At 30.2% G+C, this 6,804-nt stretch carries 5 protein-coding genes; 1 reads left to right on the top strand and 4 read right to left on the bottom strand.

All coding sequences use genetic code 11. From position 1 onward, the window contains the following. Positions 1–87: 87 nt before the first annotated feature. Positions 88–1,041 carry a TerC family protein gene (locus ACH2BP_RS00255; RefSeq protein ID WP_395055862.1) on the top strand — a complete coding sequence of 318 codons (954 nt, stop codon included), beginning with the start codon at positions 88–90 and terminating at the stop codon, positions 1,039–1,041. Here ACH2BP_RS00255 and ACH2BP_RS00250 read toward each other — a convergent pair. From ACH2BP_RS00250 to ACH2BP_RS00235, 4 genes are all read right to left on the bottom strand, one after another. Beyond that, on the bottom strand, positions 1,038–2,021 hold the full coding sequence (locus ACH2BP_RS00250; RefSeq protein WP_395055860.1) for a T9SS C-terminal target domain-containing protein: 984 nt from the start codon (positions 2,019–2,021) through the stop codon (positions 1,038–1,040). The genes ACH2BP_RS00255 and ACH2BP_RS00250 overlap by 4 nt on opposite strands. A 97-nt stretch (positions 2,022–2,118) precedes the next feature. After that, complete coding sequence (locus ACH2BP_RS00245) at positions 2,119–2,643, bottom strand: hypothetical protein (RefSeq protein ID WP_395055858.1); 525 nt, start codon at positions 2,641–2,643, stop codon at positions 2,119–2,121. Positions 2,644–2,779: 136 nt separating this feature from the next. Continuing rightward, positions 2,780–4,471 (bottom strand): DUF262 domain-containing protein, encoded by a 1,692-nt coding sequence (locus ACH2BP_RS00240; protein ID WP_395055856.1) that lies wholly within the window; start codon positions 4,469–4,471, stop codon positions 2,780–2,782. Between the two features lie 44 nt (positions 4,472–4,515). Continuing rightward, the coding region (locus ACH2BP_RS00235) for a methylmalonyl-CoA mutase family protein (RefSeq protein ID WP_395055854.1) at positions 4,516–6,804 on the bottom strand (2,289 nt) is incomplete at its 5' end.

The raw sequence follows: 6,804 nt of genomic DNA, 5'->3' as shown, positions 1-6,804 counted from the left end.
TATATTTGCATCAAGGATTATCATTATTTTAAAGCTCAATTTTTTTGAGATTTTTAATTTTTAATTCGTAATTTTTAATCGAACAATATGATAGTTTGGATTTTATTTTTCGCAATGGTTTTGGTGATTTTAGCACTTGATTTAGGAGTTTTTAACAAAACGCCTCATATTATAAGTACTAAAGAAGCCAGCAAATGGACTGCAATTTGGGTTTCGTTGTCTTTTGCATTTTCGGGTATTATTTATTGGTTATACGGAACTGATTATATTGCAAATCCGAATAATCTAACCCAAACTGGCGCTGCTTTAAAATTTATAACAGGATATTTAATCGAATTGTCATTAAGCGTAGATAATATTTTTGTAATCGCAATTATTTTTACTTCATTCAAAATACCACAAAAATACCAACACAGGGTTTTATTTTGGGGAATTCTTGGCGCTATCTTTTTCAGAGGTTTAATGATTTCTTTTGGAGTTATTTTGATTAATAAATTTAGCTGGACAACCTATCTTTTTGGAGCGTTTTTATTATTTACAGCTCTAAAAATGTTATTCTCTAAGGACGAGGAAGATTTTGATCCTAAGCACTCATTCGTTTATAAAACAATTGGAAAATTAATTCCTATTACTCATGAAAGTCATAAAGAACATTTTTTTATTAAAATTAATAATAAAAATTTTGCCACGCCTCTTTTTGTAGCTTTAATAGTAATTGAAGTGATGGATGTTTTGTTTGCTGTAGATAGTGTTCCTGCGATTTTAGCGATTACTTCCGATCCTTTTCTTGTATTTAGTTCTAATATTTTTGCTATCCTAGGTTTGCGTTCTATGTATTTCTTCTTGGCTAATATGCTAGAAAAATTTAGTTATTTAGAGTATAGTTTGATTGCTATTTTGAGTTTTGTAGGTCTAAAAATGCTATTGCATGATTATATTGAAATTCCCGAATGGGCATCCTTAGGATTTATAGCTGTTTCGTTATTGGTTGGGATTTTAGTCTCGTTAAAAATGGGAGGCGAAACCGAACTAAATGATTAATTTTTTTGATTATTTGAATCAATAAACGTTTTCAAATATTTACTAAAATCTAAAACATGCATTTCTTGCGGGTTATTAGCCAATACAAACTTCAGATGTTCGTTTGTTATATAATAATGCAATCCATCATTCGTAGAGATTCCTTCTATTTGTAAAAAGCGAGTTTTTAGTTTTATTTTTCTTTTATTGCCTTCAAAAAAATTATTTTCTTTAAAATCATAAAACAAATTGACAAATGGTTTTCCATTTCTAGTATATCCGCAAAACGCTAAAATATTTTTTGAATTTAAATAAGTTGCTCCAGTCACTAAACCTTTAATATTATAAACTTCTTTTTGTTGTGCAACATACTTTCCTGGTGTTTTTGGTAATGAATAAATTGTGGTTTGCTTACTTTTCCATTCTTTAGTAAAAAGATAAATACTATCCTGGGTGACTACAAAAGCTTCACAGTCAAAATTAGTTTTGTTGGCAAACTGTCTGGTAAAATTAGTTTGATTTGAATACCGAAATTCAATTTTATCTATTGCTGGATTTTTCGCTAATAATGAGTTTTTTTCTATTCGTAAAATATGTAAATCTCTTCGATTTCCCGATGCATTATTACCGAAATCGCCTATGTATAAATAATTTTCATCATGTGATATTTCTTCCCAATCAGTATTCGTAATATTTGGCAAATTATAAGTTTCTAGAATCTCCCCATTTATAGTATCTAACGCGTACAAATTTGTATCTGTATCATCGTTGTGCGTCCAGAGTCTATTATTCCAATGTATGAGTCCCGAAGTTTCTTTTAATATTTCATTTAATGAAAAAGAAGAAGTAAGATTGATTGTTGCATTTTTGTAAACACAGCTTCCATCATTAATTGTAGCTTTAGAATTATAATTCTTCGCCAAAACATCTGTACAACCTAAAGTTTGCGATATTCCTTCTACAGAAATTAAAAGACAAAATAATATCAGTCGAAAATTCATAAATCCATTTTTACAAATGTACTATTTCAGTAAATAAATCTCATAAAAAAAGAGATTGCATTACACAATCTCTTTTTGACCAAACTTATAAACTAAACTAATTTCTATTTTTTATTATTTTCGAATCATCAAGATTGTACGTTTTTACAACTGCACTATAATCCTTAAAATCTACACTATTTGATGTTTTATTACCAAAATATCCTGGTACAATTACGATTCTAAAAGTTTGATTTTGTGTCCAATCTGATGACAATGTATTCAAATCGAAATTGGCACCAAGAAAAATATTAACATCGTAATTTGTAAAGTCGAAGTTATAATCCAACTCACCACTTGCTCCTAAATAATAGGTTTGTGGCATTTGTCTCCAAACATCGGCACCATTCACAACATCATACAAGTGATATACCAAAACCATATCCGAAGTATAAATAGGTCGATTGAAAGTGATTAGCTTTTTATAATTATTTCCTGAATTGAAAGAAACTGTATATTCAAGAACTTCACTAATAGTATCGTTATCTACCGGCGTTTGAACTACTGGCGTTTCATTTACTGTACAACTTTGTAGCGCTATCATACTGATTAAAGCTAGCAATAAAATAATTTTATTTCTCATGATTTCTGGTTTAATGATTAATGTTATTTAATACTGTTCATTAACTGTGCCAAAGTTTGTTTTTTTGATAAAAAAAGAAAAACCTTTCATTTCTGAAAGGTTTTAAGATTGCTCATTATAGAAGTTTTTTTGTAAATTAAATAAGTGATTGAATGTATGCACTTTTCCATATACCTTTAGCTATTTTTGCTATTTTATCTTGTCTTAATGCTATTTCTTTTGGAGTAAACTTTTCATAGTTACAATATTCATTACTCAATTTATAACTTGAAGTTTTATACTTTTCTAACTTCTCAGAAAACAACAAATTATTACCTAACTTATTATTAATACTAGCTTCCAATAAACTATAATTTCCTAAACGATAAATATAATCATCTTGAATGTCTACAGGAAAAACTTCATCCCAATTACTTCCTGGGTTTTCAGGCAAAATATGTTCAATTGTTGAAACTGCGTCTTCAGGTTGATAATCTTTATTTGAAATTTGATTTTCTATTTTTACCAAAATATACTTTGCGAGCTCTTTCTTCCTTCTAGTGTTAATTACCACAGTTGAAAAAGCTTGTTCAAAATTATCATCGGAAACATATAAATTCTTCAATGAAATTATTGCATCTTTTGCATTAGTAACGTTTTTATTAGAAATATCATTCGCAACTTTACTAAAAACTCTTTCAGCTTCATTTGGATTTAAATCACTTAAATTATACCTAAAAGTAATATTAGCTAATTCACGTACTAAAACTTTAAACTCATTTCTTGGCAAATTATTTAAAGCAGAAATCATAAAAGAATAACAAGTGGTAACATTTAATAAATCTAATACTTTTAATGATTTTTTTTCTTCTATATCCCAAATTTCATCATTTGAATTATTAAAAGCTGTATAAAACTGACTACTATTTTCTAAATCATTTAAAAACTCAAAAGCTTTTTCTGGAGAGTTCACTTCTCTTTTTATTGCTTTAAACAATGTAGGTTGACGCTCTAGCTTATATTTGCTATTCCAATAATGTCTAATAAATGTTGTTAAATCGTTAGAACGAATTGTGTCGGTAATATGTTGCCATCTTCTTTCTGCTTCTTCTAAATCAATATTACTAAGTTGATGAGTTAACTTAAATAAATAATTTTTTAGCAAATCAGCTGTTGAAAGTTTTACTCCCCTAGCATTAAGAGTTTCAAAAACTTTAAATGCATCTAAATCATTCGTAACTACAATTTGAGTAAAGATTATACCGTTACCAATTATGTTTTCAAGAAATTCAGCTAAATCTGATCCTGATTTGTTCTCATTAAACTTTGTATTAAGTTCATTTAGAAAATAATTAAATGCTTTTTGCAACAATTTTTGAGAAGGCTTTAATTTAGCTAATGTTGTTGGTTGTCTTAATTTTAATAACCAACTTTTATAATAATCATCATTATTTCGATTTAATTTTAATTTTGGATCTAAATTTAATTTTGATAATGAATAATTTCCTAAATAACGTTCGGTTATCTTTTCTTTTCTTATTTTATTATTTTCATTATCAATATTTTCATCTGACCATTTATCTAAAAGTGCAGTAACAGCCAAAACTAATATAGATAAAGTAGTAAGCCTTTGTTGCCCATCTATTACCCAATATGATTCTTTTCCTTCTTGGATTGGTTGCAATACTAAATAACCTAAATAATGGGTTTTATCATTTGGAATTTCTTGGATATCATTCCATAAATCTTCCCAGTCATCCCTATCCCAAGAGTAATCTCTTTGAAAAATAGGAACTTGATAAGATTTTCCATTACCAATTATAGTGTTTAAAGTAATAAATTGTGACATAATTCTTTTTTTCGTTCTTAATTCTTTATAAAGATATTAATTTATTACATATTCCTTCTATATTGTCCACCAACTTCAAACAATGCACTAGTGATTTGTCCTAACGAACAAACTTTTGTAGCTTCCATTAAGTGTGCAAATAAGTTCTCATTTTTGATAGCAGCTTCTTGCAATATATTCAGATGCTCTTCTACTTTATTAGCACTTCCTTTGTGCAAATTAGTCAACATATCGATTTGATATTGTTTTTCTTCTTCAGTAGCACGAATTACTTCGGCTGGAATTACTGTTGGAGAACCTTTAGAACTCAAGAAAGTATTTACACCAATAATTGGGAATTCTCCAGTATGTTTCAAGGTTTCGTAATACAAACTTTCTTCTTGAATTTTCGAACGTTGGTACATGGTTTCCATAGCACCAAGAACGCCACCACGCTCAGTAATTCGGTCAAATTCAGCTAAAACAGCATCTTCAACTAAATCGGTTAATTCCTCGATAATAAATGAGCCTTGAATCGGGTTTTCGTTTTTAGCTAATCCTAATTCTTTATTAATAATCAACTGAATGGCCATCGCACGACGTACAGATTCTTCCGTTGGAGTTGTAATCGCTTCATCATAAGCATTGGTATGTAACGAATTACAGTTATCATAAATCGCATACAACGCTTGTAATGTTGTACGAATATCATTGAAATCTATTTCTTGTGCGTGAAGCGAACGACCCGATGTTTGAATATGATATTTTAACATTTGAGCTCTCTCGTTGGCTCCGTATTTGTTTTTCATGGCTTTCGCCCAAATTTTACGAGCCACACGACCAATAACGGCATATTCCGGATCGATTCCATTTGAGAAAAAGAATGATAAGTTTGGTCCAAAATCATTAATATTCATGCCACGACTCAAATAATATTCCACGTAAGTGAAACCATTAGAAAGTGTAAATGCCAATTGCGTGATAGGATTAGAACCTGCTTCGGCAATATGATAACCCGAAATAGAAACCGAATAAAAATTTCTAACATTTTCTTTGATGAAATATTCCTGTACGTCACCCATTAATCTCAAGGCAAATTCGGTCGAGAAAATACAAGTATTTTGTGCTTGGTCTTCTTTAAGAATATCAGCTTGAACTGTTCCTCGAACTTGAGATAAAGTTCTTATTTTAATGTCATTATAAACGTCAGCTGGCAAAACCTGATCGCCAGTAACACCTAAAAGCATCAATCCCAAACCATCATTTCCAGCAGGAATTTCTCCTTGGTAACTTGGTCTTGTGATTCCTTTTTTCTTATAAATTTCGTTTATTTTTTCTTGAACTTCAACTTCAAGATTATTTTCTTTGATGTAAAATTCGCATTGTTGGTCGATAGCGGCATTCATGAAGAAACCTAATAACATAGGAGCTGGTCCATTTATTGTCATAGAAACTGAGGTCATGGCATGCACCAAATCGAAACCTGAATACAGTTTTTTAGCATCATCTAAACAACAAATAGAAACTCCCGCATTACCAATTTTTCCGTAAATATCAGGACGAACATGCGGATCGTTTCCGTATAAAGTTACCGAGTCAAAAGCGGTAGAAAGCCTTTTTGCTGGCAATCCTGCAGAAACATAATGGAAACGTTTGTTGGTTCTTTCTGGTCCTCCTTCACCCGCAAACATTCGAGATGGATCTTCTCCTTCTCGTTTGAATGGATACAATCCAGATGCAAAAGGAAATTCTCCAGGTACATTTTCTTGTAAATTCCATTTTAAAATATCACCCCAAGCTTGGTATTTAGGAAGTGAGATTTTTGGAATCTGAGAATGTGATAAACTTTCGGTATGTGTGGCAATTTTTATCTCCTTATCACGAACTTTGAAAGTGTAAAAAGGGTTTTTATATTTATTAACTTTCTCTTCCCAAGTAAGAATTACTTCCCAGTTGTAAGCATCTAAATCCATTTTTACTTTATCAAACTGATTGAGAAGTAAATTAAGAAATATTCTGTTTTCAGCATTCTTTTCACTTTCAATTGCAGAAGTCAAAACAGAACTGTCGTCGATACCAGATTTTGTAATAATTGGTAATTTACCAGAAACCGATTCGATAGTTTTATAAATTCCGTATAATTTCTGAGCCACTTCTTGTTGCGTTTTTGCAGTTACATCGTATTTACGATTATTCTCTGCAATTTCAGACAAATAACGTGTTCTGTGTGGAGGAATTACAAAAATTTTCTCGCTCATTTCACGAGTTATTTTGAAAGTCGATTTTAAATCTGAATCTGTTTTTTCGACAATTTTATCCATTATCGATTTGTACAACGTATTCATTCCTGGATC

The organism is Flavobacterium sp. (assembly GCF_043756175.1).
In the GTDB taxonomy this organism is placed as follows: domain Bacteria; phylum Bacteroidota; class Bacteroidia; order Flavobacteriales; family Flavobacteriaceae; genus Flavobacterium.
This window is presented reverse-complemented; position numbering and strand designations above follow the sequence as displayed.